The 23,495-nt window shown below is 73.6% G+C and carries 22 protein-coding genes; 12 read left to right on the top strand and 10 right to left on the bottom strand.

Annotation, left to right across the window (positions count from 1 at the left end):
- Positions 1 to 2: 2 nt before the first annotated feature.
- Positions 3 to 368 carry a response regulator gene (locus FGE12_RS14165; RefSeq protein WP_153866990.1) on the bottom strand — a complete coding sequence of 122 codons (366 nt, stop codon included), beginning with the start codon at positions 366 to 368 and terminating at the stop codon, positions 3 to 5.
- The gene (locus FGE12_RS14160; protein ID WP_370458978.1) at positions 365 to 1,894 is read right to left on the bottom strand and encodes an RAD55 family ATPase; all 1,530 of its coding nucleotides are present in this window, start codon (positions 1,892 to 1,894) and stop codon (positions 365 to 367) included. The genes FGE12_RS14165 and FGE12_RS14160 overlap by 4 nt, the downstream gene beginning before the upstream one ends.
- Positions 1,895 to 2,077: 183 nt before the next feature.
- Between FGE12_RS14160 and FGE12_RS14155 the strand changes: the two genes are divergently transcribed.
- Both FGE12_RS14155 and FGE12_RS14150 read left to right on the top strand, forming a co-directional pair.
- Positions 2,078 to 2,422, top strand: a complete 345-nt coding sequence (locus FGE12_RS14155; RefSeq protein ID WP_153866988.1) for a hypothetical protein — start codon at positions 2,078 to 2,080, stop codon at positions 2,420 to 2,422.
- Between the two features lie 116 nt (positions 2,423 to 2,538).
- On the top strand, positions 2,539 to 2,862 hold the full coding sequence (locus FGE12_RS14150; protein WP_153866987.1) for a hypothetical protein: 324 nt from the start codon (positions 2,539 to 2,541) through the stop codon (positions 2,860 to 2,862).
- Positions 2,863 to 2,876: 14 nt separating this feature from the next.
- Here FGE12_RS14150 and FGE12_RS14145 read toward each other — a convergent pair whose 3' ends face one another.
- The 3 genes from FGE12_RS14145 to FGE12_RS14135 form a co-directional block, all read right to left on the bottom strand.
- On the bottom strand, positions 2,877 to 4,193 hold the full coding sequence (locus FGE12_RS14145; RefSeq protein ID WP_153866986.1) for a DUF1501 domain-containing protein: 1,317 nt from the start codon (positions 4,191 to 4,193) through the stop codon (positions 2,877 to 2,879).
- A gap of 14 nt (positions 4,194 to 4,207) precedes the next feature.
- Positions 4,208 to 6,217, bottom strand: coding sequence for a hypothetical protein (locus tag FGE12_RS14140; protein WP_153866985.1), 2,010 nt, complete (start codon positions 6,215 to 6,217; stop codon positions 4,208 to 4,210).
- A gap of 256 nt (positions 6,218 to 6,473) precedes the next feature.
- Positions 6,474 to 6,782 (bottom strand): hypothetical protein, encoded by a 309-nt coding sequence (locus FGE12_RS14135; protein WP_153866984.1) that lies wholly within the window; start codon positions 6,780 to 6,782, stop codon positions 6,474 to 6,476.
- Between the two features lie 128 nt (positions 6,783 to 6,910).
- On the opposite strand from FGE12_RS14135, the gene FGE12_RS14130 reads away from it, so the two are divergent.
- The 3 genes from FGE12_RS14130 (at position 6,911) to FGE12_RS14120 (ending at position 9,303) form a co-directional block, all read left to right on the top strand.
- On the top strand, positions 6,911 to 7,801 hold the full coding sequence (locus tag FGE12_RS14130) for a DMT family transporter (protein ID WP_153866983.1): 891 nt from the start codon (positions 6,911 to 6,913) through the stop codon (positions 7,799 to 7,801).
- An 86-nt stretch (positions 7,802 to 7,887) separates the two neighbouring features.
- The gene (locus FGE12_RS14125; protein WP_153866982.1) at positions 7,888 to 8,388 is read left to right on the top strand and encodes a hypothetical protein; all 501 of its coding nucleotides are present in this window, start codon (positions 7,888 to 7,890) and stop codon (positions 8,386 to 8,388) included.
- Positions 8,389 to 8,517: 129 nt separating this feature from the next.
- Positions 8,518 to 9,303, top strand: coding sequence for a hypothetical protein (locus FGE12_RS14120; RefSeq protein WP_153866981.1), 786 nt, complete (start codon positions 8,518 to 8,520; stop codon positions 9,301 to 9,303).
- 15 nt (positions 9,304 to 9,318) lie between these two features.
- On the opposite strand, the gene FGE12_RS14115 is transcribed toward FGE12_RS14120, so the two are convergent.
- On the bottom strand, positions 9,319 to 10,491 hold the full coding sequence (locus tag FGE12_RS14115; RefSeq protein ID WP_153866980.1) for a S9 family peptidase: 1,173 nt from the start codon (positions 10,489 to 10,491) through the stop codon (positions 9,319 to 9,321).
- Between the two features lie 164 nt (positions 10,492 to 10,655).
- Here FGE12_RS14115 and FGE12_RS14110 point away from each other — a divergent pair, with 164 nt between their 5' ends.
- From FGE12_RS14110 to FGE12_RS14100, 3 genes are all read left to right on the top strand, one after another.
- On the top strand, positions 10,656 to 12,041 hold the full coding sequence (locus tag FGE12_RS14110; RefSeq protein ID WP_153866979.1) for a hypothetical protein: 1,386 nt from the start codon (positions 10,656 to 10,658) through the stop codon (positions 12,039 to 12,041).
- A 188-nt stretch (positions 12,042 to 12,229) separates the two neighbouring features.
- Positions 12,230 to 12,862: a redoxin domain-containing protein gene (locus FGE12_RS14105; RefSeq protein WP_153866978.1), complete on the top strand. Its 633-nt coding sequence runs from the start codon at positions 12,230 to 12,232 to the stop codon at positions 12,860 to 12,862.
- A gap of 261 nt (positions 12,863 to 13,123) precedes the next feature.
- Entirely contained in the window at positions 13,124 to 15,637 is a 2,514-nt protein-coding gene (locus FGE12_RS14100) for a sodium-translocating pyrophosphatase (protein WP_153866977.1), read from the top strand.
- Positions 15,638 to 15,658: 21 nt separating this feature from the next.
- Here the strand turns inward: FGE12_RS14100 and FGE12_RS14095 are convergent, their stop codons facing one another.
- Genes FGE12_RS14095 through FGE12_RS14085 form a run of 3 tightly spaced genes read right to left on the bottom strand, consistent with a single transcriptional unit; the run spans position 15,659 to position 18,038 of the window.
- A complete protein-coding gene (locus FGE12_RS14095; protein WP_153866976.1) occupies positions 15,659 to 17,125 on the bottom strand; it encodes a sensor histidine kinase KdpD in 1,467 nt (488 codons plus the stop codon).
- 18 nt (positions 17,126 to 17,143) lie between these two features.
- On the bottom strand, positions 17,144 to 17,470 hold the full coding sequence (locus FGE12_RS14090) for a transcriptional regulator (RefSeq protein WP_153866975.1): 327 nt from the start codon (positions 17,468 to 17,470) through the stop codon (positions 17,144 to 17,146).
- 25 nt (positions 17,471 to 17,495) lie between these two features.
- Positions 17,496 to 18,038: a hypothetical protein gene (locus FGE12_RS14085; RefSeq protein WP_228530781.1), complete on the bottom strand. Its 543-nt coding sequence runs from the start codon at positions 18,036 to 18,038 to the stop codon at positions 17,496 to 17,498.
- A gap of 196 nt (positions 18,039 to 18,234) precedes the next feature.
- Between FGE12_RS14085 and FGE12_RS14080 the strand changes: the two genes are divergently transcribed.
- The 3 genes from FGE12_RS14080 to FGE12_RS14070 all read left to right on the top strand — a co-directional run bounded on the left by FGE12_RS14080 (position 18,235) and on the right by FGE12_RS14070 (position 20,621).
- Entirely contained in the window at positions 18,235 to 19,059 is an 825-nt protein-coding gene (locus FGE12_RS14080) for a glycosyltransferase family 2 protein (RefSeq protein WP_194797876.1), read from the top strand.
- A 3-nt stretch (positions 19,060 to 19,062) separates the two neighbouring features.
- Complete coding sequence (locus FGE12_RS14075; protein ID WP_153866974.1) at positions 19,063 to 20,052, top strand: glycosyltransferase family 2 protein; 990 nt, start codon at positions 19,063 to 19,065, stop codon at positions 20,050 to 20,052.
- Between the two features lie 77 nt (positions 20,053 to 20,129).
- Positions 20,130 to 20,621 carry a gluconokinase gene (locus FGE12_RS14070; RefSeq protein WP_153866973.1) on the top strand — a complete coding sequence of 164 codons (492 nt, stop codon included), beginning with the start codon at positions 20,130 to 20,132 and terminating at the stop codon, positions 20,619 to 20,621.
- 556 nt (positions 20,622 to 21,177) lie between these two features.
- Here the strand turns inward: FGE12_RS14070 and FGE12_RS14065 are convergent.
- A complete protein-coding gene (locus tag FGE12_RS14065) occupies positions 21,178 to 22,089 on the bottom strand; it encodes an RluA family pseudouridine synthase (protein ID WP_194797869.1) in 912 nt (303 codons plus the stop codon).
- Positions 22,090 to 22,113: 24 nt separating this feature from the next.
- Here FGE12_RS14065 and dbpA point away from each other — a divergent pair, with 24 nt between their 5' ends.
- Positions 22,114 to 23,493 (top strand): ATP-dependent RNA helicase DbpA, encoded by a 1,380-nt coding sequence (gene dbpA, locus FGE12_RS14060; protein ID WP_153866972.1) that lies wholly within the window; start codon positions 22,114 to 22,116, stop codon positions 23,491 to 23,493.
- Positions 23,494 to 23,495: the final 2 nt, after the last annotated feature.

Below are 23,495 nucleotides of genomic sequence, written 5' to 3'. Positions count from 1 at the left end.
GGTCAGGGCGGCGCTGTCTGCACCAGCTCGCGCACGCGGCTGACGAGGTCGTCCACGTCGAAGGGCTTCTGGATGAAGGGCACGTCCGGGTGCTGGGTGCGCGTCTTGGCGGCGTCCACCGCGCTCATCAGCAGGATGGGGACGCTCGCGTAGGCGGGGTTCGCCTTGAGCGTGCTGATGAGCTTCAGGCCGTCCATCAGCGGCATCATCCAGTCGGTGAGCACCAGGTGCGGGCGCTCCTCGGCCATGCGCTCCAGGGCCTGCTGGCCGTTGCTCGCGGTGAGCACCCGGTAGCCCTCGTCCAGCAGCAGCGTGGCGAGCGCCTCGAGGAGCGCGAACTCGTCGTCGACCACCAGCACCGTCTTCATGGCAGCTCGGGCGCAGACTCGGCGCCGGGCGCCGGGAGGGAGGGCTCGCGCGTGAGCCCCGCGAGCAGCGCTTCACTGCCCTCGAGCGGGGTGCTCACCTCGAGGCCGCGCGCACCGATGCGGAACTCGCGCACCGCGGCGTCGAAGCCCGCGTCGCGCACCTTGAGCACGCTGACGAGCCGGCGGGTGTGGGCGTGGTGCTCGAGCAGGCGCAGCACCACGGCGTTGTCGGCCAGGCCCGAGACCGCCGGGAGCACCGGGAGCTCGGCACCGGTCGCTCCGGCGAAGCTCGAGGGCGCGGTGAGCAGCGTGGTGACGCCGCGGTGGCGCAGCACCTGCACCAGCGCGGGCAGGAAGGTGCCCAGCCGCTGCGCCCCACCCTCCGCGGCCTGCAGCCCGCCCAGCCCGTCCAGCACCAGCCGGCGCGTGCCCAGGCGCTCCACCGCCTCCAGCAGCCGCTCGGCCAGCGCATCCAGCGTGTCGTCCACGGGGGCCTGCCACAGGTGCGCGAAGCCCTCGCCGAGCTGCAGCCCCAGCCGCTGCGCCTTGCGCTGCAGGGGCAGGGGCGGCTCCTCGAAGTTGAAGAGCAGGCCGGGCTCGCCGCGCGCGAGCCCCTCGGCGAGGAAGTGCAGGCCCAAGAGCGTCTTGCCCGCCCCCGAGGCGCCGAGCACCAGGGTGAGGCTGCCCGCGCTCACGCCCTCCGGCAGCATGGCGTCCAGGGAGGGCACGCCCAGGTGCACGCGCGCGCTGCCGTCGCCGGGCGGGGGCGTGCGCGGGGCGCAGGCCTCGAGCCGCGGCCACACGCGCACGCCGCTGTCGCGGATGGAGAGCAGGTGGCTGCCGGGCAGCGTGGCGCTGCCGCGGAACTTGCGCACGGTGAGCGAGCGCGCGCCCGCCTCGCGCCCGTCCCCCAGCTGCTGGCGCAGCTCGAGGATGCCGTCCACCATGGTCTGCTCGGGGGACTGGGGGCCCGCGCCCGGCGGGAGCACGTCCGGGGTGTGCGGGTGGGTGAGCAGCAGCACGGTGCAGCGGGTGAGGTCCGAGAAGGTCTGCAGCTCGTGCACGAACTTCTTGAACTCGCGCGCGCTGCCGGCCGTCTCCTCCGCCTGGATGAGCCCGTCCAGCACCAGCAGGCGGGTGCCGTGCTGGCGCGTCTCGCGGCGCAGCAGCTCGAGCAGCCCGGCGAGCCCGCCCTCCTCCAGCGTGCGGAAGGCGCTCACGTAGTACACGTCGTGCGGGACGCGCTCGGGGTCGAAGAAGGCGAGCGGCCGCAGGTACGCCATCATCCGCGCGTGGCTCTCGGCCAGCAGCGTGACGTAGAGGCAGCGCCCGCCCTCGCGCGCCTGGGCGAAGGCCACCTGGTTCGCGAGCAGCGTCTTGCCGGTGCCGGGCGTGCCGGTGACGATGTACACGCCGCCGCGCAGCAGCCCCCCGCCCAGCACCGCGTCCAGGCCGGGCACGCCCGTGTGCACGCGCTCGGTGAGCTCGGCCCTGGGCTCGACCCTGGGCTCGGCCTTCAGGTCCACTCGCGGCTCGGGTCTGGGGTCGACTCTGGGCTCGGTGGGAGTCATCGGCGGCGCACGCTCCGTCCGCCTTCCCATAGCCCGATTCGCGGGCGGGGCGAGCGCTTTTTGCGGGGGGCCCCGGCCACGTGTGCGCTGCGTGACCCGCAGGCGCCGCGCAGGGCCGGGCGCTAGGATGGAGGGGCGATGGCAGAACAGTCCCCGCCGTACTGGCGCCTCCTCTCGGTCCTCTTCAGCTCCCAGCCCCTCACCCCACCCCTCGCCCACGCGCTCCTGCAGGTGGCGCTGGACCTGCACCGCCGCGACGCGAGCGCGGGCGAGGTGCAGGGCGAGCTGCACAGTGGCCAGGTGCGCAACCTGCGCAAGCACGTGATGCTGGGGGCCATCGGCGGGCCCTCCTTCGAGGCCAGCGTGGAGACCGAGCGGGGGAGCGGCACCGTGCGCTTCCTCCTCACCCGCGAGGCGCTGGAGCTGCTGGACGCGCAGGGGCCGGAGGCCTCGCGGCCGCGCGCCCCCGCCTACCTCAACTAGCGAGGTGGGACGCCGTGCAGGCGGGCGGGCGCGCGCGGGTGGCTCCCCGCGCCCGGGCGGGTGCGCACCTTGAGGGGTGAAGTCCCCCGACCCCGGACAACCTCCAGAGGAGCGCCATGAGCCGCAGCGACGACCCCACCCACTGGCAGCGCGAGCACGAGCGTGCGCGCCTGCGCGAGAAGGAGCTCAAGGACCTGGAGGTGGAGCGCAACCGCGGCCCCCGTCCGCTCGAGGGGCTGTCCAGCGGCGGCCACACCACCTGGACGGGCCAGCAGGACGACCGGGCGGCGGCCGAGGTGCACGGCCACGACCGCGAGGACGCCGAGGCCGCGAGCGAGGAGCAGGTGCGAAGGCTCGACGCGAGCGGCGACGCGGACGCGGATGTCCATGAAGGTGAAGCGGCGCCCGCCTCGCGCGAGGACGGGCCGCCGCGCCACTAGGCGGGGGCGCCCGCTCAGGCGAGCGCGGCGCCCACCACCTTGCCGGTGCTGATGTTCTCGTCCACCGCCGCGGCGCTCACGCCCAGCGCGGTGCCCAGGGTCTTGCCCACCGCGCCCAGCGTGTCGCCGAAGGCGATGTCCGCGCCGTCCTGCCCGGCGCCGGTGCGCGAGTCGATGGCCATGGCGCCGTAGTCGCCGGACATGGGCTTGAGGCCGCCCACCACGCTGCCCTTGAGCCCCTTGCCGATCATCACGGTGCAGTGGTGGTTGCTCCAGTGGTCGCGCCCCGCGGTGCCCTTCTTCTTCAGGGTGCGGCCGAACACGTTCATCGCCGCGAAGGTCACCTGGTCCTGCAGGCCGAGCTCGGTGAGGCGCGCGTAGAGGCTCGCGATGCTCGCCACGCCGGAGATGGTGCGCGTGGCCTCGCCCTGCAGGTTCGCGTCCGTGTGGTTGTCCCCGCCGAACGAGATGTGCACGCTGACCACCGGGCTCACGTTCATCTTGATGAGCGCCGCGGCGGCGAGCATCTGGTTGTTCGTGTCGTCGCCGGTGATGCTGGAGAGGTTGTCCAGGAGCGCCTGCGAGATGTTGCGCGCCTCGCGCTGGCTCTGCGCCATGCGGTCGAGCATCGCGCGCTGGGCGCTGGTGCCCTCCTGCTTGAAGAGCGCGTTGAGCCGGTCCAGGTCCTGGTCGCGCAGCTTCTGCAGGTTGGTGAGGGGCCCTGCGGGGCTGAGCAGCGCGTCGCGAAGGCCACTGGGGCTGAGCTTGGGCAGGGTGCGGCCCTCGTAGGAGAGCAGCTCGCCCACGCCCGAGGCGCCCACCGCCACCGGCTCGCGCTGCACCGTCTGCAGGCACGCGGAGAGCTCGCGCGCGTACACCGAGACGAACATCTCGGAGCGCCGGGTGCTGCCCATCAGGCGCATCACCTTGGGCTGCTGCGGGTGGTTGTTGGCGAGGGTCGCGTGGTGGAAGAAGCAGGTGCGGTCCAGCAGGCCCTGCGGGAGCCCGGCCCAGGGTGCGGCGGCCTCGGTGGCCTTGCCCGCGAGCGTGAGGGACGTCTTCGCCATGCCGGGGTCCGGCGGGTGCGCGATGTCCGCGAAGGCGTAGGTGCCGGGCACGTTCGCATTCAGCGGGTCGCCGGAGTCCGAGGTGCAGAAGACGAGGTACTGGGCCTTGCCGGCCGGAGGGCACACGCCGCTGGGCTCCTCGGCGCGCGCGGAGAGCGGGCGCAGCAGGAGCGAGGCGGGCACGCCGGTGGCGAGCGCGCGCAGGCCCACGGCGCCCGCGCCGAAGAGGAGGTTGAGCAGGGCCGTCCGTCGGGTGAGTTCCATGGTGCGCTTTCCTTTCAGAGGCCGACGGCGGTGACGGAGGGAGACTGGCAGGCGAGCACGAAGGTGGAGCGCAGCGCGTCCGTGGCCCGGGCGCCGCCCTTCACGGCGGCGTCGTAGTGCTCGGTGAGGATCTGCAGCGCGGCGGCCGCGCGCGGGTCGCCGTCCGGCAGGCCCATCAGCGCGTGCACCATGTCCGCGAGGCCCGCGGCGCGCGAGGAGGCCGAGGTGCTCGAGTAGGGGCCGCCGGTGGCGTCCACCGCGCGCGCGGCCACCTGCGCGCAGAGGTTCTCGGTGCCCGCGCGGTAGAAGAGGCTGGTGTCGCGGATGGTGAGCGGGACCTCGGAGCCGCGGCTGTAGCCATCCAGCGGGAAGGTGGCGCTGATGCGGCTGGCCTGGGCGCTGAGGCCGCAGGGGTTCGCGAGCTTCAGGCGCGTGGCGAGCGCGGTGCACAGGTGGTCCTTGCGCGCCACGCTCACCGGCTCGCCCTGGTCCGTGCGCGTCTTCGTGCTGGCGAAGCCGGTGACCAGCGGCGAGGTGAGCAGCTCGCGCAGGAGCACGCGGAAGTCGTAGCGGCTCGCCTCGAAGGCCAGCGCCACGCGCTGGAACTCGGGGTCGTCCGCGACGCAGGGGGCGCTGTTCACGTAGCTGCACAGCTTCTGGGTCCAGGCCTCGGCGAAGGCGGGGTGCGAGGCCACGGTGGCCGCGTAGTCCGCGACCTCGTTGGTCTTCACCGAGACGCCGGCGAAGCTGAAGACGCTGTCGGTCTGCTGCGGCGCCGCGTCCAGCTGCTCGTGGTAGCCGAAGGTGTAGTTGCGGCGGAACACCTGGCGCATCGGGTCCAGGGTCTTGTGGCAGCTGTAGCAGACGGTGCTGGGGTCCGCGTGCTCGGCGTCCAGCGCGGGCTCGGAGAGCGGCACGGTGGTGTCCGAGCCCTCGATGCTGTGGTTGAGCGCGACGATGAGCGCCTGGTTCGCGGTGACGCGGGCCTGGTTGCTGTCGTTGGTGGCCCAGTTGGCGAAGAAGGCCGGGGTGCTGAAGAAGCCCACGCGCGGAACGCTCAGCACCAGCTCGCTGCTGCTGCGCAGGCGCGGCAGATCGTACACCTGCGTGGTGGCCTCACCGGCGGCCGGTCTGCGCACGGTCACCTTGCGCCAGGTGAGGAAGTCCGCGTCCTCGAAGAGCTTCACCCCGGTGAAGGCGCGGCACTCGGTGTCTGCGAGGCCGGTGCGGTTGGGGTCGTCCTGCACGCGGCCCATCAGCAGGCTGAACAGGTCCGCGGAGAGGTTGCGGGTGAAGACGCGCTCGGTGCGCGGCGTGGGGTCCGTGGCGGAGGTGGGGCAGGTGGGAATGCTGGGCGCGTTGAAGACGAGGAAGAGGGGGCTGGCCGGGTTCACCGTGTCCGCCAGCGGCACCTGCACCGCGGTCTGCACCTTGTAGGTGCCCACGAGCCGGTCCTTCACCTGCAGCTTGTCGTTCACGTGGCGCGAGTCCAGCAGCGCGAGGAAGGACGCGAGCGCCGGGGTCACCATGAAGCTGCGGGTGGTGACGACCTCGGTGAAGGGGCGGCCCTCGTTCACCAGCTGCAGCGCGGTGCGCGGGAAGCTCTCGCGCAGGTTGTCCACCAGGCGCGGGTCCACGTTGCCGAGGCCCGCGTTGCCCAGCTGGTCGTCGAAGTCCGCGAGGCCGGCGACCTTCTGCTGGAAGGCGTCGGTGAAGAACGCGAGCAGCTTCGCCTGGCCCTCGGGCGAGGCGAGCCACGCGTCCACCAGCGGCCCGAGCGCCTGCGGGTCCGCGCGCACCTGCTGCAGCTCGGCCGCGGTGAGCGGCGCGCCACTGGCCACGTACTTCACCTTCTCCGCGGCGCGGTAGGCCGTCACCGCCTCGAAGGGGTAGCGCGGCGCTGCGGGCGTGGGCGTGTCGCCCTGCGGCTGCGGTCCGTCGGGCGCGGTGGCCTTGCCCTCGCAGCCCGCGAGCAGGAGCGCTCCGAGGCTGGCGCAGACGAGCCGGGGGACGAGACGCAGCATGTGGCCTCCAGACAGGCCTTCTGGGGATGCGCTCCGATGCCTCGCCAGAGCTCGAGGGACCGGGCCCACCGCAGGTCAGGTGCAACTGTGTTGCACCTGGCGCGCGGCGGACGACGGGCAATGGAGCACGGCGGGCGAGCGGGCGTAAAGGGGCCCTTTGTACACAAACAATCCGCTCGCAGATTTCTACGAAGGGGCCATGTGTGCGGACGTGGCCAGCGCAGGATTCACGCGTGGCTGCACGCGAGCGCGAGCCCTAGCGGTGCTGGCCGTCGTGCTTCTGGTGCGCGATGCGGTGGCTGAGGCGGTCCTGCTTGGCCTCGGCCTTCGCGCGCTCGCGCGCGGTGAAGCCGCCGCCGTCGCGCCGGTCGCGCGCGACCTCGCGGTGCAGGCGCGCCTCCTGGCGCTCGAGGCGGGCGGTCTCGCGCGGCGTGAGCTCGCCGCTCTTCACGCCCTGCGCGATGCGCTCCTGCTGCTTCACCTCGCGCTGGGCCACGGGGGCCTCGGCGGCGAGCGCGGGCGCTGCAGCGAGCAGGGTGAGGGTGGCGAGGAGGAGGGTCTTCATGGCGTGGAGCTCCGGGTAGGAGGGCGGAGGAGGCCGCCCGCTTCCGTGCTGAACCCGGGGGGCGCGGGAAAGTTGCGGGGCACGCAGCGCCGCTTGACTCCTGCGCCGGCTCGCGCACCCTGCCGCGCGTGACCCTCTCCTCTGGCGCGCTGCTCCTCACGCTCGCGGCCTCCACGGCCTGGGGCGGCTTCGATGCGACGCGCAAGCTGCTCACCCGCACGCCCGGCACCGGTGCGCTCGCGCTCGCGGCGCTGCTCGCGCTGGGGCAGCTGCCCTTCTTCCTGCTCTGGCTCGCGCTGCCGGGCGGCGCGCGCCTGCCGGGGCTGGCCTACGCGCCCGAGGCGCTGGGCAGCATCGGCTTCAACCTGGTGGGCACCCTGCTCTTCCTGCAGGCGGTGCGCACCTCGCCGCTCAGCCACACCATCCCCTTCCTCTCCTTCAGCCCCGTGTTCAGCGTGCTGCTGTCCGCGCTGCTGCTCGCGGAGCTGCCGGGGCCGCTGCAGCTCGCGGGCGTGGGGCTCATCGTGCTGGGCGCCTTCCTGCTCAACCTCGCGCCCGAGGACCTCGCCCTCCCCTCGCGCCTGCTGCGCGGGCTCACCCGCGAGCGCGGCAGCCTGCTGATGCTCGCCACCGCGCTGCTGTGGGCGCTGGGGGCCATCTTCGACAAGCGCGCGCTGCGCCATGCCACCGCGCCCGTGCACGCGGTGGTGGTGGCGCTGGGCTTCGGGCTCACGCTGCTCGGGGTGCTCTGGGTGCGCGGGGAGCTCTCGCAGCTGCGTCCCGTGCGCCGGAGCCCGGGGCTGCTCGGGGTGACGCTCGCGTTCGCGGCGGCCGCGCAGGGGCTGCAGCTGCTCGCGCTGCCGCAGGTGCTGGTGAGCCTGTTCGAGGCGCTCAAGCGCTGCATCGGGATGGCGCTCGCGCTGGTGAACGGGGCGTGGCTGTTCGGCGAGCCGGTGACGGCGCGCAAGCTCGCGGCCACGGCGCTGATGGGCGCGGGCGTGGTGCTGGTGCTCGCGTAGGCCTCCTTCCCTCCTGTGCTACGAAGGCTCTGCACACCGGGCGCGGCATCTCGCCGCAGGCCCGCCTTCCGGGGGAGTCTCTGGCCATGGCACGCACGCACTCGCGCATCTCTTTCGCCCTCACGCTCTCGCTGGGACTCTGTGCCCTGCCCGCGCTCGCGCAGGCGCCGGCCGCGCCGGTCTCCAAGCCCAGCCCCGAGGCGGTGAAGAGCACCTGGGACTACTTCTACAAGGCGCAGGGCCAGGGCCCCCTGCTGGTGGACCTGAAGCTGTGCAGCGAGGTGGCGAAGGAGGGCCCCAACCGCTTCGAGTGCACCCAGGAGGTGGCGCCAGACGCGGTGAAGGCGGGCAGCACCGTGATGGTGTGGCAGAGCTACCTGGTGCCGCAGGGCGACAGCGTCGAGGACCTGATGGTGCAGGTGAAGCAGGGCACCACCGTGCGCGAGACGAAGGACCTGAAGCTCAAGGGCGAGGGCTGGCGCGCCCGGCAGTGGGTGGGCGTGCGCTTCCCCAAGCCGGGCTCGTGGAGCGTCACCGTGCTGCGCGGCGACCAGGTGCTGCGCACGCTGGACGTGAAGGTGCAGTAGCGCGGCTCGCGGCCTGTGCGCGGGCGGACATCGGTGCTTCCCCGCAGGCGCGGCGACCGGGGCGTGCGCGGAGTCGTAGCGTCGCGGGCGACGGCGCGCGCGCTCGACGCGCGGCGAGGGGGAGCGACGATGGACCGGGTACGGGAATGCACCGCGCGGTGGGCCGCAGTCTTCACGGGCCTCGCGCTCGCCACGGGCTGCGCGACGACGGTGCGCCTGGACGACACCTTCGATGCGGATGCCACCGGCGCGCCTCCGGCGGTGAAGCCGCCGCCCACGCCTCCGGACGACACGGTGTCGTGGACCCAGACGCAGCGACTGAAGTCCACGGTGGAGGCGGCGCCCGGCGGTGGCCGCTGGCTGCACATCACGCCCGAGCCCGCCTTCGTCACCTCGCCGGACGAGCGCCGGCGCGCGCTGCTCGTGGGCAGCGACACGCTCACCACGAGCCCGGCCCCCACGTTGCGCGGGCACCTGCGCGTGCGCCTGGACGGCCCGGGCACCGTCACCTTCGGGCTGCAGACGACCCAGGGCACCCAGAGCATCGACTTCATCGGGGGCTTCGCCGTGGGCAACTTCGGACTGCGCCAGGGACTGGCCGGGCAGCTCTTCCTCGTGGGCGACTTCTCACTCGCGCGGATGGAGGGGGACATCCTGCCGCTCGCCTCGCGTGGGAAGATTGCGGACTACACGCCGGGCACCGTGGTGGACCTCAGCTGGAGCATCGACCAGGCCTCGCGCACCCTCAGCGTCGGGGCGAATGGCGGCACCTCGCAGTCGCTGCAGTTCCCACAGGGGTTGGGCGGGGCGGCCACGACGCCCATCTCCAGGCTCACCCTCTACGTGTGGCTGGAGCGGCCGACGGGCCAGACGAACGTGTTCCTCGACGACCTGCGCGTCGAAGAGGTGCGCTGAGGGGCTCGCCGCGGCTCAGGGGGTCTGGCGGGCACTGGGCCCGGCCACGCCGCCATCGCCGCCCTCGAACTCCTCGGGGCGCAGCTGGAAGTCCACGCCCGAGGGCTCCACGGCCAGCCGGGCCGCCACCACGCGCGTGACCCGCGCGAGGACACTGAAATGGTTCAGCCCCGAAGCCCGGATACAGTGCACGAGCGGGCTCGTGCCCTCGCGGCACAGCTCCTCGAGGTCGCGCGCGTTCGAGGGCGGCTCCTGCCCCTCGACGAGGTAGGTGGGGCTCGCGATGTGGCCCAGCCAGTGGATGGGCGAGCGCAGCGCAGCCTCCTGCTCGGCGAGGTGGCGGAAGTCCACCGGCACCAGCGCCTGGGGATAGCGGTCCACGCGGGCGACGGGACCGAAGGCGAACACCGCCTTGAAGCGGCCGCTGCTCTCGGCGGCGAGCAGCGCGAGCGTGCCCCCGGTGCTGTGGCCCCCGAGGTAGATGCGGCTCGCGTCCACGTAGGGCAGGCGCGCGAGGTGCTCGGCCGCGGCGAGCACGTCGTCCACCTCGCCGAGGAAGTACTCCCGGGGGCCGGGGTCCAGGTTCCCGCCGCGCAAGGTGGGGAACATCATCACGAGCCCGGCCTCGCGGAACGCATGCGCCGATTGATCGTCGTCGTCGCGGCCCGGGGTCCAGAAGTCGTCGAGCGAGGCGGAGTCTCCCCCGGTGAGCCAGAGGATGGCCGGGTGCTTGCGGCCGTCCTCCGGTGCCGGCGTCACGTACGCGGGCAGCGCGGTGAGGCCCTCGCGCGGGTAGTCCGTGCGCACGAACAGCGCGGGCGGGGGCGTAGGCAGGGGCGAGGGATGGGGCGAGGCCTGCGAGACGCGGGTCCGGTAGTCCCTGCGGCGCTCGGCGAGGGTGCGGGTGTCGGCGGCGGCCGCGGCCTTCTCGGCCTGCACCTCCTGCTGCGCCTGCGCCACCAGGGCATTCACGCGGTCGGTCGCGTCCGCGGCCTCCGCGCCGATGCAGTCGTAGCGCGGGTCGATCCAGTAGCCCTTCTCGCGCGCGGCCTCGCGTGCCTCGGGGCTGCCGAGCCGCGGGCCCCGGCACGCGGCGGGGTCATCGGGGGCGCTGCCCTTCGCGAAGTGCAGGACGCCGAAGACGGCCAGCGCCGCCCCCAGGCCCAGGAAGAGGCGTCTGTAGTCCATGGGCTGCTCCTGTCCCCGGCGCGAAGGCCCCAGAGTGTACCGGAAGAGTTTTCAGGCCGCCCCGTGTGGGCCGCGGTGGGCACCCTCGGGAGGCGGCCCGGCCCCGCCCTTGCACTGCCCCGCCGTCCGCAGTGCGCAGGGGCGCGGGGAGTGGGAGGCGGGGCGTGAGGGGAGCACGGTGGGTGCGGGCGGGCGGTGTGGCGCTGGGGCTGCTGGCCCTGGTGCCGCTGGCCTGCGCGGGGCGGGAGGCGCACCGCGCGGCGTCCGCGGCGGAGCCCGCGCGGTCCGCCGCGCTCGAGTCCTCCGCGCTCGAGGCCGTGCCCAGCGCGCGCTGGGGTCGCGCGCTCGCGCTGGGCAGTGACGGAGGCGTGCGCGCCGCCGTGACGCCCGACGGGGACGTGCTCGTCGCGGCGACGTACGCAGAGCCGCTGGACCTCGGCACCGGCGCCTTGCCCTTCCGGGCGGGGGCGACGGGGCCGCACCTGCTGCTCGCGCGCTACGGGGCCGGGGGCGAGCTGCGCTGGGCGCGCGGGTGGGCGCCGCAGGGCGAGGGTGCGCAGCCGGTGCAGGTGGGCGGGCTCGCGGTGGACGCGTCCGGGGACATCCTGCTCGGCGGCAGCGCGGGCACGGGCCTGAGCCTGGACGGGCTGGCGGTGGCGCCGGGCACCTTCGTGGCGCGGCTGGGGCCGGACGGGCGCGCGCGCTGGGTGCGGCCGCTCGCGCGCGAGGGGCGCGTGCACCTGGCGGCGCTCGCGCTGGGCGCGGGCGGCGAGGTGGTGGCGGTGGGGGACTTCACGGGCGCGCTGCAGCTCGCGGACGGCACGCGCGCCGAGGCGCGCGAGGCACACGGCGCCTTCGTGCTGCGGCTCGCGGGCGGGGGCGAGGTGGTGTGGGGCCGCGCCTTCGCACCCGGCGCGGGGCTCGCCCGGGCGCGCGCGGTGGCGGTGGATCCCTTCGGCGCGGTGTACGTGGCGGGCGACTACGCGGGGGTGGTCTCCTTCGGCGACAGCACCTTCGTCGCGGTGGGGGACCGCACCCCCTTCGCGCTGAAGCTGGACGCGAGCGGGCGCCACGTGTGGAGCCGCGAGCTCGCGGGCGCGCACGGCACGGCCTTCGCGCTCGCGCTGGGGGTGGACCGGGTCTTCGTCACCGGCAGCTACGAGGGGCGCTTCTTCTTTCGCGGACAGTGGAACGCCTCGGACTGGCAGGACGCCTTCCTCGTGGCCTACAGCGACGCGGGCGAGGAGCGCTGGAGCCGCTCCTTCGGCGCCGCGGGCACCGCCCTGGCCACGGACGGCGCGGGCCAGGTGACGCTCGCCGGGGTGGGCGACGCGGGCGAGCGGCCGCAGCTCTTCGTCGCGCGCTTCCTGCCGGACGGCGGCGCGCAGCTCGGCGCACAGAGCTTCCCGGGCCCGGGCACGGGCGAGCGCGGGCCCTCGGCGAGCGCGCTCGCACTGGCGGCGGACGGCGGCGCGGTGCTCGCGGGCACCGTGAGCCGCGCGGGCGTGGGCGCAGCGCGCGACGGCTTCCTCCTGCGCCTGCAGCCCTGAAGTCCTTACCGGCCCTGCGCGGGTCCGGGCGGCAATTCTTTCCGGCCAGGCGGCCGAGCGCCCCGTTCGCATGAGGGGCGCCTCCTCCGTGTTTCACGGAGTTCGAACAGCCTCCGCGCTGCGGCACGCGCTTCGCAGGCGCTCTGCGCTCCCAACCTCCTTCCGCCCCCGCTCTCGGGGAGGTCCCCATGCTCGCACCCGGCACGCTCGCTCCCCGCTTCCGCGTCTTCTCGACGCACGGCACGCGTGTGAGCCTCGCGGACTTCCGGGGCCAGCGGCTGGTGCTCTGCTTCTTCCCGCGCGCCTTCGGGGCCGCGGGACTGCGGGAAACCCGCGCCCTCCGCGACAGCGCTGTCGCACTCGAGGCCGCGGGCGTCGCGCTGCTCGGCGTGTCGGCCGACACGTACTCGCGCGCGTGCGACTTCGCGCGCGCCGAGCGCCTCGCGTTTCCGCTGGTGGCGGACCCCGAGGGCCACGTGTGCCGGGACTACGGCGCGCGCTCGTCCCTGTGGCCGCTCACCCACAGCGCGCGGGCGCTCACCTACGTGCTGGACGAGGCAGGGCGCGTGGAGCGCGCCTTCCCCGGCGCGGCCGGTGCGGAGGCGGCGCTCGCCTTCCTGAAGCTGCCGCGCGAGGTGCAGCCCGTGCGCAGCCTGCGCGCCCTGCCCTCGCCCGCGCCGCTCGCAGTGCTGGAGCCCACGGCCACGGCGGCCGCGGCGCTGCTGCGGCGCGCGGTGTCCGGTGCGGTGTCCGGAAACGCGGGCAGCGCCTCGAGTGGCGCTGCGCTGCGCCCCGCCCTGCGGGTCGTGCGCCCGGTCTAGCGGTCCCGCGCTTCGCCCAGCAGCGGACACCCGCCGCGTGACGCCAGGCGTCAAGCGCGGGGTGCCGTGACTCGCGTGGCGCCGGTGTGCTACACCGACCCTGCCTTCTCGCCGCTATCACCCGGGCTAGAGGTGCGAGGCTGCGCTGAAGCGTCGGCTCCGCCGGCGGCCAACCCCTCGTGTTTCGCAACCTGTCTCACAGGCGTGCGGAGCAGCTGGTGGCCGCCGTCCGTGAGCGCGTCTCGTGAGGATGAGCACCCCATGACAACTTGTGTTTCACGGACTGACGCACGCCGTTCCCGTGTCGCTGGCCTCGGCGCCCGCGCGCTCGCTGCCCTCGCGCTGCTGTTGGGCGGCGCGGCGCACGCGAGCGAGGCGGACCTGAAGCTGCCGGACTTCAGCGAGGTGAACTTCCAGGGCGCCGGCGGGCTCAACGGCCACCAGCTGCTCCTGGCGGGCATCCTGGTGTGCGTGGTCGGGCTCGTCTTCGGCTTCCTGCAGTACGCCTCCTTGCGCAAGCTGCCGGTGCACCGCTCGATGCTCGAGATCTCCGAGCTCATCTACGAGACGTGCAAGACCTACCTCGTCACCCAGGGCAAGTTCATCCTGGTGCTGTGGGTGCTGATCGCGGCGGTGATGACGGGCTACTTCGGCTTCCTGCGCCACATGCTGGGCGAGGCGCCGTCCAAGTTCCTGGCCATCATCCTCTTCAGCCTCGTGGGCATCGCGGGCAGCTACGGGGTGGCCTGGTTCGGCATCCGCGTGAACACCTTCGCCAACAGCCGCACGGCGTTCGCGTCCCTGCGCGGCAAGCCCTACCCCACCTATGCCATCCCGCTGCAGGCGGGCATGAGCATCGGCATGGTGCTGATCAGCACCGAGCTGCTGCTGATGCTGATCATCCTGCTCTTCGTGCCGCGCGACTTCGCGGGCCCCTGCTTCATCGGCTTCGCCATCGGTGAGTCGCTGGGCGCGAGCGTGCTGCGCATCGCGGGCGGCATCTTCACCAAGATCGCGGACATCGGCTCGGACCTGATGAAGATCGTCTTCAAGATCAAGGAGGACGACGCGCGCAACCCCGGCGTCATCGCGGACTGCGTGGGCGACAACGCGGGCGACAGCGTGGGCCCCAGCGCGGACGGCTTCGAGACCTACGGCGTGACGGGCGTGGCGCTCATCACCTTCATCCTGCTCGCGGTGCCGGCGCAGTACCAGGTCAGCCTGCTGGTGTGGATCTTCATGATGCGCATCGTGATGGTGCTGGCGAGCCTCGCCTCCTACGGGCTCAACGGCCTCATCCAGGGCGGCAAGTACCGCAACGCGGACCACATGAACTTCGAGGCGCCGCTCACCTTCCTGGTGTGGCTCACCTCCATCGTGTCCGTGGCGCTCACCTTCGTGGTCTCCAAGCTGCTCATCGGGGACCTCGCCGGGGACGAGACGCTGTGGTGGAAGCTCAGCGCCATCATCACCTGCGGCACGCTCGCGGGCGCCATCATCCCCGAGGCGATCAAGGCCTTCACCTCCACCGAGAGCCGCCACGTGCGCGAGGTGGTGACGGCGAGCCGAGAGGGCGGAGCGAGCCTCAACGTCATCTCGGGCCTGGTGGCCGGTAACTTCAGCGCCTACTGGATGGGCATCATCATCGCCATCCTCATGGGCATCGCGTACCTGGTGAGCACCAGCGTGCCCAGCGAGCTGATGCTCGCGCCGGCGGTGTTCGCCTTCGGCCTGGTGGCCTTCGGCTTCCTGGGCATGGGGCCGGTCACCATCGCCGTGGACAGCTACGGCCCCGTCACGGACAACGCGCAGAGCGTGTACGAGCTGAGCCTCATCGAGAACGTGCCCAACGTGCGCGCCGAGGTGCAGAAGGACTTCGGCTTCGCGCTGGACTTCGAGAAGGGCAAGCAGTTCCTCGAGGAGAACGACGGCGCGGGCAACACCTTCAAGGCCACGGCGAAGCCGGTGCTCATCGGCACCGCGGTGGTGGGCGCCACGACGATGATCTTCTCCATCATCGTGCTGCTGGTGGGCACGCACCAGGGCGCCAACGGCCTCGAGCTCAACACCGCGAACCTGGGCAGCCTCAGCCTCCTGCACGCGCCCTTCCTCCTGGGCCTGGTCACGGGCGGCGCGGTCATCTACTGGTTCAGCGGCGCGTCCATGCAGGCGGTGAGCACCGGCGCGTACCGCGCGGTGGAGTTCATCAAGCAGAACATCCGCCTGGAGGGCGTGGAGAAGGCGAGCGTGGAGGACAGCAAGCGCGTGGTGCAGATCTGCACCCAGTACGCGCAGAAGGGGATGATCAACATCTTCCTCGGCGTGTTCTTCAGCACCCTCGCCTTCGCCTGCCTCGAGCCCTTCTTCTTCGTGGGCTACCTCATCTCCATCGCCATCTTCGGCCTCTACCAGGCCGTGTTCATGGCGAACGCGGGCGGCGCCTGGGACAACGCGAAGAAGCTGGTGGAGACGGAGCTGCGCGCCAAGGGCACGGAGCTGCACGCGGCCACCGTGGTGGGCGACACCGTGGGCGACCCGTTCAAGGACACCAGCAGCGTGGCGCTCAACCCGGTGATCAAGTTCACCACGCTCTTCGGCCTGCTCGCGGTGGAGCTGGCGGTGGAGCTGGGCAAGGACAACGCGGGGCTCTTGCGGGTGCTCTCCGCGGTGTTCTTCGTGCTCTCCATGGTGTTCGTGTACCGCTCGTTCTACGGAATGCGCATCGAGAGCGGCGCCGCCAAGGCCGAGGCCGAGGCGCGCGTGAAGCCGGCCTGAGCGCACCCCTGAGCGTGTGACTCACCCGAGCGGCAGGGAGTCTCCGGGCTCCCTGCCGCTTCTCTTTTCAGGCTCCGGCAGCGCGTCGGCCCCGGCGCGCGGGAGGCGCAGGCGGAAGGTGGAGCCTTGCGCTCCGGCGTCCCCCGCGTCCTGCACCTCGAGCTCGCCGCCGTGGGCGCGCGCGATGCGCCGGCTCACCGAGAGCCCCAGCCCCACGCCCGGAATCTCGGCGCTGCGCGAGCTGCTGCGCTTGAAGGGCTCGAAGATGCGCTCGCGCTCGTGCGGAGGGACGCCGAGCCCCGGGTCGGTGACGCTCACGCTCACCTGCGCCTCCTCCAATTCCAGGCGCACCCGGATGGTGCCGCCGCCGGGCGAGTACTTGATGGCGTTGGAGAGCAGGTTGGTGAGCACCTGCGAGATGCGGGTGGGGTCGCAGCGCAGCGGCACCCGCGCGTCGGGCGCCTCGAGCGCGAGCTCGTGCTGCGGGCTCGAGGGGCGGTGCAGCTCCACCACCTCCGCGAGCAGCGCGCGCAGGTCGCAGGCCTCCGGGCGCAGCTCCAGGTTGCCCGCCTCGATACGGGTGCGGTCCAGCAGGTCTCCCACCATGCGCTCGAGCCGGTCGATCTGCGCCGAGATGCGCCCCAGCGCCTCGCGCACGCGCTCCGGCGGCGGCAGCGCGGGGGCGCGCAGGAGCACCTGCGCGGAGAGCTTGAGGGCGTTGAGCGGGGTGCGCAGGTCGTGCGCGACGCCGGCGAGGAACTGCAGCTGCCGCGCGTCCGCGCGGTTGAGCGTGTCCACCAGCTGGTTGAACTCGGCGGCGATCTCCCGCACCTCGAGCGGCCCCTCCTGGTCCACGTGCAGCTCGCGCTGCCCCGAGCGGAAGGCGGCGAGCGCATGGCGGATGGCGCCCAGCGGCCGGAAGATGCCGGTGCGCGCGGCGAGCAGCGCGAGCGCGGCGCCGAGGACGAGGGAGAGGGCGAAGAGCCCGCCGATGACGCGCGCGCGCCGCTGCACCCCTTGCGCGTCCGCGCGGGCCCCTTCTGCGTGCTCGGTGCTCGAGCGCACCAGCGCGTCCGCCGCCGCCACGCACTCGCGCAGCCGGTCGCGCTCCGTCTCCGGCGGAGCCGCGAGGTAGCGCTCCACGCCCGCGCGCACCGCGGCCACCTCCACCTGCTCGTCCGGGGCCGCCCCGCGGGTGAGCCGCTCCACCTGCCGCAGCTGCTCGTGCACCCGCGCGCGCTGCGTCTCCACGCTCACCGGCGGGCCCACGCTGTCCTGCACGCCGGCGCGCTGGGCCTCGCCCAGCACCTGCACGAGGAAGAGGCTGAACTTGAGGTCGTCCGCCGCGCGCACCCGCACGATGGCGTCCGCGAGCCGGGAGGCCTGCTGCTGCAGCCGCAGCGTCGCCCAGGCGAGCCCCACCGCCGAGCCCACGCCCAGCAGCAGCAGGGCGCAGGTGCTGGCGACGACGAAGGTGCGCAGGCGCATGGCGTCCCCTCGCGCGCCTCAGCCCGCGATGCGGAAGGCCGGCGGGTCGATGCGCGTGCTGCGGCACTGCGGACAGGCGCCGGGCCGGGTGAGGCGCGTGCGCTCGCGGAACACGTAGCCGCAGGCGAGGCACTCGGCCGGCTGCACCTCGAGCCGCAGCCCCTCGGGCTTGAGCGAGCGCTCCAGGTGAAGCAGGTGCTCGGCCACGTCCTTCTCGCGGATGCCCACCGCGGCGCTGAGGTCGCGGGCCGTGCGCAGCTCGTCCTCGCTGCCCGTGCGCAGCGCCTCCCTCAGCGCGCTGCGCACCGTGCTGCCGCGGGCCCCCGGCACCGGCTCACTGCTCATGACAGGGCTCCTCTTCTGCGTTGCCTCAGGCGTTGATCGGCCCCGGGTCGGTGGCGAGCCGGGGTGTCCAGTGCACGTCGCGGCGCCCACGGTAGTCGGTGACGAGCGAGGCGGCGATGGTGGACAGGGCGTTGAAGCAGTGCAGCGCGGCCACCACCGGCGCGCGCCGCGCGTAGCTCAGCGCGAAGGGGGCCGCGAGCACCGCGAAGCTCCACCCGTAGTCGATGGCCTCGTGCACCTCGATGGGGATGAGCTTCTTGAGGCTGAGCCGGTAGTCGGTGCACAGCGACACGCCCAGGCCGGCGAGCCCGAGGATGGCCCCCGCGATGCGCGCCTCCGGAGCGCGGGCGGCGCTCAGCCCCGCGCCTGCCACCATCGCGGCGCCCGCGTAGTCGAGCACCGAGTGCACGTCCTGCGGGACGAGCCGGCGCAGCGGGAGCTTGCCCAGCAACGGCCGCGACATCACCCCCGCCGCGGCGCTGGTGTCCGTGAGCCTCCCCACCGCCTCCTTCAGCGGGGCGGGCAGGTTCAGCTTCTCGAGTGCGGGCAGCTGGGAGACGGAGAACATCGGCGGGGCTCCTTGCCTGGGCGAAAGCGGGGGGTTGGCCTCAACGGTAGGCACCTCCCCTCCCCTCGGCTCCCCGCGCTCCCGGCCGCACGCGGGGCAGCCAGGCAGGAGCGCGCGCGCTGCCGCGTCGGGCGCCCCTGCCTGCCCTGTTGCCAGCCGAGGCTCCGGCGCGCTAGCGAGGGGCCATGGGGTGCCCGTGAGACTCGGCGGCTACGTGCTGCACCGCAACAACCGCGACACCCTCGGCGCTGCGCTGCAGGGGCTGCTCGCCGTGTGCGACGACGTGGTGGCGCTGGACTCGCTCTCGGACGACGGCTCGGTCGAGCTCGCGCGCAGCCTCGGGGCGCGCTCGGTGTCCCTCCCCTGGCAGGGCTACGGCGCGGCGCGCGCGGCGGCCGTGGAGGCGCTGGGCGCGTGCGACTACGTGCTCTTCCTCGACTCGGACGAGGCCTTCGGGCCCGGCGCGCTCGAGGTGCTGCGCGCGTGGAAGGCATCGGGGCCCACGGAGGCCCTCTACCGGCTCCCCCGCCGCGACTGGGCGGAGCTGCCCGGGCGGCGCTTTCGCTACCGCACCGAGTGGCGCGCGCGGCTCGTGCGCCGCGACACGGCCCGCTGGCGCCCGGAGATGATCGTCCACGAGGCGCTGCCGCGCATGCGCGCCCCGCGCCTGCACGCCCCCATCGAGCACCGCTTCGCCACCTCCGTGGAGCGCCGCTCGCAGAAGGAGGAGCGCTACGCCCTGCTCTGGGCCCTGCGCGCCCACGCGGAAGGGCGGAAGCCCAAGCCCGCGCTGCTGCAGCGCCCCGCGCACCTGGTTCGCGATGGCCTCCTGCACGGGGCCTTCCTGCGCGGCGGCGCGGACGCGTGGCGGCTCGCGTGGGCGGTCGCGGGCTACCACTCGGCGAAGTACCGCTACCTGCGCGCGCTGCGCGAGGGCGCCTTCCCCCGCATGGTGCAGCTGTACCGCGAGGGCGCGTACGCCGAGCTCTTCGAGCGGGTGCGCGCAGGGCAGCTGGAGTAGACGATGCCGGTGCCCTCCGCTCCGCCCGTCACGCTGCAGGTGAACCTCGCGCCCACGGACTTCCCGCACGCGCAGCACATCCTTCCGCACCAGCTGCGGCAGGTGGGCCCGGGGGCGCAGGAGATCCTCCTGGTGCTCGACCTGCACCGCAGCCAGGGCGCGCGCTTCAGCGAGGCATGGGTCGAGCGCAGGCCCCTGATGGAGCGGCTCCTCTCCGGGCTGCAGGCGCAGGACCCGCGCGTGCGGGTGCGCGAGGTGGACTACGCCGCCTCCACGCGCAGGGCGATTGCGGAGCGCTTCTTCGCGGGGCAGCCCGTCCCCGAGAAGGACGCGCGCGGCGGGCCCTACTACTCGTACCTCTTCGGCCTGCACGCGGCCGCGCACCGGCACGTGCTGCACCTGGATGCGGACATGCTGCTGGGCGGCGCGAGCGCGACCTGGCTCGCCGAGGCCGCGCGGCACCTGGAGGCGCGCGAGGAGGTGCTCTGCTGCAGCCCCCTCGGCGGGCCTCCGCGCGCGGACGGGCAGCTGCTCGTGCCCGAGCGCTGGGCCCAGCCCGACCCGCTCATCCCGCGCGCCTTCCTCTTCCGCCGCTTCAGCACGCGCGTGTTCTTCGTGGACCTGGAGAAGCTGCTCTCGCGCGCGGGCCCCGTGCGCCGCCGCCTCGCGCCGCCGGTGCACGTGCTGCGCGCGCTGCGTGCCGGCAACCCGCCCTTCCGCGAGCCGGAGAACCACTTCACCCGCGCGATGGAGCGCGGGCCCTGGCGGAGGCTCGAGTTCCTCGGCGAGGGAGCGGGCCTCTGGAGCCTGCACCCCGAGTTCCGCTCCCCCACCTTCTACGCGCGCCTGCCTTCGCTCGTGCGCGAGGTGGAGGCGGGCACGCTTCCCGAGGCGCAGCAGGGACGCGAGAACGTGCACGACAGCGTGGTGGACTGGTCGGACGTGCGCGCGGCGCGGCGGCAGCGCTCGCTGTGGAAGCGGCTGGGGGGCTGAGCAGGCGGCCGTGCACTGCGCGCCACTCGGGCCCATCCCGCCTCACCTCGCGCGGTCAGCGCGTTAGGCTCTCGCGCATGGTCGTCATCCTCATGGGCGTCTCGGGCTCGGGCAAGACCACGGTGGGCATCGCGCTCGCGCATGCGCTCGGCTGGGGCTTCTTCGATGCGGACGACTTCCACTCGCCTGCCAACGTCGCGAAGATGCGCGCGGGCCATCCGCTGGATGCGCAGGACCGCGAGCCCTGGCTGCGCGTGCTCGCGGGCCTCATCTCGCATCTGCTCGCGCAAGGGGAGGATGCCGTGCTCGCGTGCAGCGCCCTCACCGAGCGCGCACGCCGGGTGCTGATCGAGGAGACCGATCCCGCGCGCGTGAAGCTCGTGCACCTCACGGGAAGCCCGGAGCTCCTGCGCTCGCGGCTCGCGCACCGGGTCGGGCACTTCATGCCGGAGGACCTGCTCGGCAGTCAGCTCGCGACGCTGCAGACCCCGAAGGGGGCGCTGCAGGTCGATGTGGCGGGGACGCCCGAGGAGATCGTCGCGACCATCCGTGAGGGGCTCGGGCTCTAGGTCTCGGACGGACGTCGCTCGCACGCCGCCACCGGATGAGCGGGGGGCAGCTGGAGCGGGCGCTCCGGCCCCGCGCGCACGCCGTCGCAGGGCCCCTGGGAAGGCAGGACCGGGCAGGCATGCTTCGTGGCGGCCGAGCGCGAGCGGGCATCGGCCTGCGCGGCGCTCAGGGGTCACGCAGAGAGGGGGTCCCGGGCGCAGTAACGCGAGCCCCTGTTCTGAGATGTCGGGGGTTTTGCTGAACAATTTTCAGGCCTTGAGCGCCTCGGCGGACCCGAGCACCCCTGGAATGAAGCTTCCTTCCAGGCCGGAACGTTTCGTCCACGGCTCCGGCCCGTCACGCCCCCCTCGCCTGCTCGCCGTGCTTCCCCGGAGCGCGACGTGCCGGCGGCGCCCCCTCGCGCTGGGCGCTCACGCTCCGGCCCCGTTCCTTCCCGGCCCCTCCAGAGCACTGTGGGCGCTGAGGCGGCCGTCATCGCGCCGTGCCCCGCTGCGCAGACAGGCCCAGCTCCCGTCATCGCGCCGTGCCTCGCAGCGAGACGGGGCTCAACTTCCGTCAACGCTCGGTGACTCGCAGCTCGGGCGGCGGCGGCGCGTGCAGGTGCAGGCGCTCGCCCGTGAGCGGATGCGTGAAGGCGAGCGACTCCGCATGCAGCAGGTAGCCGCCGTCCCCGGGCAGCCCAGGTGACTCGGCCCGCGGCAGGCCTCCCTCGGCGAACACCGGGTCCCCGGCCAGCGGATGTCCGATGAACGCGAGGTGGATGCGGATCTGCTCCGGCCGCCCCGTGTGGATGTGCACCTCGAACAGCGTGTGCGCCTCGTGCCGCTCCAGTACCCGCGCGCTGCTGCGCGAGGCCTTGCCGCTGCTGATCGCTCCGTGCACCTCGCCCAGCAGCGGGTGCGGCACCAGCCCGATGGGCGCGCGGATGTCGTAGTGCTCTTCGCGCGCGACGCCGTCCGCGAGCGCCCGGTAGCGCTTCTCCACGTCTCCGTCGTGCCAGCGCTGACTCACCCCGCGCGCGGCCTCGGAGCTGCGCGCGAAGAGCACCAGGCCCGAAGTCGCTCGCCCCAGCCGGTGCAGGGGCACCGCCTCGGGCCACTGCTGCTGCACCAGGTGCAGGAGCGTGTGCTGGAGGAAGCCACCGGAGGGCAGCGTGGGCAGACCGCTGGGCTTCACCACTGCAATGAGCGCTCCGTCCTCGTGCACGAGCGCGAAGTGACAGGGCGCCTCCGCCTCCACCCAGGGCGGCCGATGCCAGCACAGCTCGTGGCCGATGCGCAGCGCCTCGTGCCCATGCGCCTGCACGCCGTCCAGCTGCACCTCGCCGCGCAGGAAGCGCGCCGCCCACTCCTCGGCGGAGGAGTGCCGGTACTTGTCCGTCAGGTATGCGAGCGCGCTCTTGCCAGGAGGTCTTCCCAGCTTCTCGCGGTACACGTAGCCATCGTTGAGTCGCGCCTTGGGCTGCACCGGCCCACCCTACAGGACCCGTCCATGGACTTCGCCTCCCTCGCGCTTGCTCCCCCGCTCCTCCAGGTCGTGCGGGAGCTGGGCTTCGCGCAGCTCACCCCCATCCAGGCCCAGAGCATCCCCGTGCTGCTGCAGGGCCAGGACCTCATCGGCCAGTCCCAGACGGGCAGCGGCAAGACCGCCGCCTTCGCGCTGCCGATGCTGCAGAAGGTGCAGCTCGAGCGGCGCGAGGTGCAGGCGCTCGTCCTCTGTCCCACCCGCGAGCTGTGTGCGCAGGTGGTGAGCGAGGTGCGCCGGCTCGCGCGGAGGCTTCCCGGCCTCACCGTGCTGGAGCTCGCCGGCGGCCAGCCGGTGCGCCCGCAGGTGGGTGCGCTGGAGAAGGGCGCCCACGTGGCGGTGGGCACGCCGGGGCGGGTCCTGGACCTGCTCGAGCGCCGCGCCCTGGACACGCGCGCCCTCACCACCGTGGTGCTCGACGAGGCGGACCGCATGCTGGACATGGGCTTTCGCGAGGACATGGAGCGCATCCTCGCGACCACGCCCGCCTCGCGGCAGACGGTGCTCTTCAGCGCCACCTTCCCGCCGGACATCGAGGCCCTCAGCCGCGCCTTCCAGCGCACCCCGGCGCGCGTCACCATCGCCGCCGAGACGCAGGCGGCGCCCGACATCCAGCAGCGCCTCTACACCTGCGAAGTGGAGCAGAAGCCTGCGCTGCTGCTGCGCCTCCTGCGCGAGTACCAGCCGGCCAGCGCCATCGTGTTCTGCAACTTCAAGGCGAGCGTAGCGGACGTGGAGCGCTTCCTGCGCTCGGGCGGGGTGAGCTGCGCGGGGCTGCAGGGAGACCTCGAGCAGAGCGAGCGCGACCGGGTGATGGCCACCTTCCGCAACGGCAGCACCCGCGTGCTCGTGGCCACGGACGTGGCGGCGCGCGGCATCGACGTGGAGGCGCTGGACGCGGTGCTCAACTTCGAGCTGCCGCAGCAGCCGGAGATCTACGTGCACCGCATCGGGCGCACCGGCCGCGCCGGGCGCACGGGGGTGGCCCTCTCGCTCGCGAGCGCGCGCGAGGCCCCGAAGGTGGAGGAGCTGGAGCGCTTCACCGGCAAGCCCCTCGAGCGCGCGGAGCCCGGCCCCGAAGCCTCACCCCCGCCGTCGCTGGAGGCCCCCATGGCGACCCTGTTCATCGACGCGGGCCGCAAGGACAAGATGCGCCCGGGAGACATCCTCGGCGCGCTCACGGGTGAGGCCGGGGGGCTGCAGGCCACGGACGTGGGGAAGATCGAGCTGCACGACCGCCACGCCTACGTGGCCGTGGCGCGCGGCGTGGCGCGCACGGCGCTCGAGCGGCTGCGCGAGGGGCGCATCAAGGGCCGGCGCATCCGCGTGGAGCCGGTGCGGGTGTAGCC

The sequence above is a fragment of the Aggregicoccus sp. 17bor-14 genome (genome assembly GCF_009659535.1).
Classification (GTDB): Bacteria; Myxococcota; Myxococcia; order Myxococcales; family Myxococcaceae; genus Aggregicoccus.
This window is presented reverse-complemented; position numbering and strand designations above follow the sequence as displayed.